Origin of the sequence: Ruminococcus flavefaciens (assembly GCF_900116855.1) — a bacterium.
GTDB lineage: Bacteria > Bacillota > Clostridia > Oscillospirales > Ruminococcaceae > Ruminococcus > Ruminococcus flavefaciens_R.
In genome coordinates this window covers 1-2,052 of record NZ_UETD01000027.1, presented here as the reverse complement: position 1 = coordinate 2,052, position 2,052 = coordinate 1, and the positions used below count along the sequence as shown (strand labels likewise).

Annotated in this window: 2 tRNA genes and 1 rRNA gene; all 3 read left to right on the top strand. The window is 47.2% G+C overall.

From position 1 onward, the window contains the following. Positions 1 to 37: 37 nt before the first annotated feature. Positions 38 to 113 (top strand) — tRNA-Ala (locus DSZ37_RS17450). 6 nt (positions 114 to 119) lie between these two features. Then, positions 120 to 196, top strand: a tRNA-Ile gene (locus DSZ37_RS17445). Between the two features lie 208 nt (positions 197 to 404). Next, positions 405 to 2,052: ribosomal RNA gene (locus DSZ37_RS17440) — 23S ribosomal RNA — on the top strand; the annotation flags it as partial.

The window sequence follows — 2,052 nt, the reverse complement described above, 5'->3', positions numbered from 1 at the left end:
AATTACGAATTACGAATTACGAATTACGAATTAAGTTGGGGGTGTAGCTCAGCTGGGAGAGCATCTGCCTTGCACGCAGAGGGTCAGGAGTTCGATCCTCCTCATCTCCACCAAGAAATGGGCGCATAGCTCAGGTGGTTAGAGCGCACGCCTGATAAGCGTGAGGTCGATGGTTCGAGTCCATTTGTGCCCACCACTAAGAATTGATTTGAGTAACAAAAGAGATTTTGTTACTGAGATCTGTTCTTAGGAACAGAAGAGAAGCTTGAAAAGTGAATAAAGCAAAAGTAATGCAAATGAGGATACTACGAGTTAAAAACGATAATAGAAATTATCGGGTAAAAAACTACAAGTATTTATGAATTAACAATTCATAACGAGAACTCAGAAACATGAAGCAAAATGGTAAAGCTAAAAAGAGCGCAGGGCGAATGCCTTGGCATTGGGAGCCGATGAAGGACGTGATTAACTGCGATAAGCTGCGGGGAGTGGTAAGTACACTTTGATCCGCAGATTTCCGAATGGAGCAATCCGGCTGAGTAAACCTCAGTCATCATATACTGAATAAAATAGGTATATGAGGGAAACCGCCTGAACTGAAACATCTAAGTAGGGCGAGGAAGAGAAATCAACCGAGATTTCCTAAGTAGTGGCGAGCGAACGGGAAAGAGGCCAAACCGAGAGAAGCAATTCTTTCGGGGTTACGGACTGCATTTAGCATTGACCGAACTTAACTGAACTGTATGGGAAGGCAGACCGAAGAGCGTGAGAGTCGCGTAAGTGAAAAGAGAAGTCAGCGAGCAGGATCCAGAGTACCGCCGGACACGTGAAACCCGGTGGGAAGTCGGGGGGACCACCCTCCAAGCCTAAATACTACCCAATGACCGATAGTGAATAAGTACTGTGAAGGAAAGGTGAAAAGAACCCCGGGAGGGGAGTGAAAGAGAACCTGAAACCCTGTGCTTACAAGCACCTAGAGCACATCAACGTGTGATAGGGTACCTTTTGTAGAATGGTCCGGCGAGTTATGATATGCAGCAAGGTTAAGGTCTTAAGGACCGGAGCCGAAGCGAGAGCAAGTCTTAATAGGGCGAAAAGTTGTATGTCATAGACCCGAAACCGGGTGACCTAGCCATGTCCAGGCTGAAGTGGAGGTAAAGCTCCATGGAGGGCCGAACCGACCCCCGTTGAAAAGGTGGCGGATGAGGTGTGGCTAGCGGAGAAATTCCAATCGAACCCGGATATAGCTGGTTCTCCCCGAAATAGCTTTAGGGCTAGCGTTGTATTAGATTACCGGAGGTAAAGCACTGAATTGGCTAGGGGCCGAGAGGTTACTGAACCATATCAAACTAAGAATGCCGGATAATTGATGTACAGCAGTCAGACTACGTGAGATAAGTCTCGTGGTCGAAAGGGAAACAGCCCAGACCCACAGCTAAGGTCCCGAAATAGATTTAAGTGGAGAAGGATGTGGAGTTGCATAGACAACCAGGATGTTGGCTTAGAAGCAGCCACTCATTAAAAGAGTGCGTAATAGCTCACTGGTCGAGTGACTCTGCGCCGAAAATTCAACGGGGCTAAAATCTATACCGAAGCTTGGGCTTGTATCTGCTGAACAAAGTTAACTTAGAGGTTCAAATTCTCGCGAAGCGAGTAAATTCGCTTGTAAAGGATAGAACCGAAAGCGAAGCTGACTTTGTTCAGTAGATACAGGGGTAGGGGAGCGTTGTGTAAGAGGAGAAGTCGTAGCGAAAGCGGCGGTGGATTTTACACAAGTGAGAATGCCGGAATGAGTAGCGAGAATTATGTGAGAATCATAATGGCCGAAAGTCTAAGGTTTTAGAAGGAAGGTTCGTCCGCTTCTAGTAAGCCGGGAGCTAAGGTAAGGCCGAAAGGCGTAGCCGATGCACATACGGTAGAAATTCCGTAGCCTCCATCCATTTAAGCACAGGGACACTTTTGAAGGGTTTAGCCGAGCGTTGGTTGCCTCGGTCGTAAGGGACTGCGAATGAGCGGGAAGTAAACTTGGAAGAAGGCGAGAAAAGCTGTGTG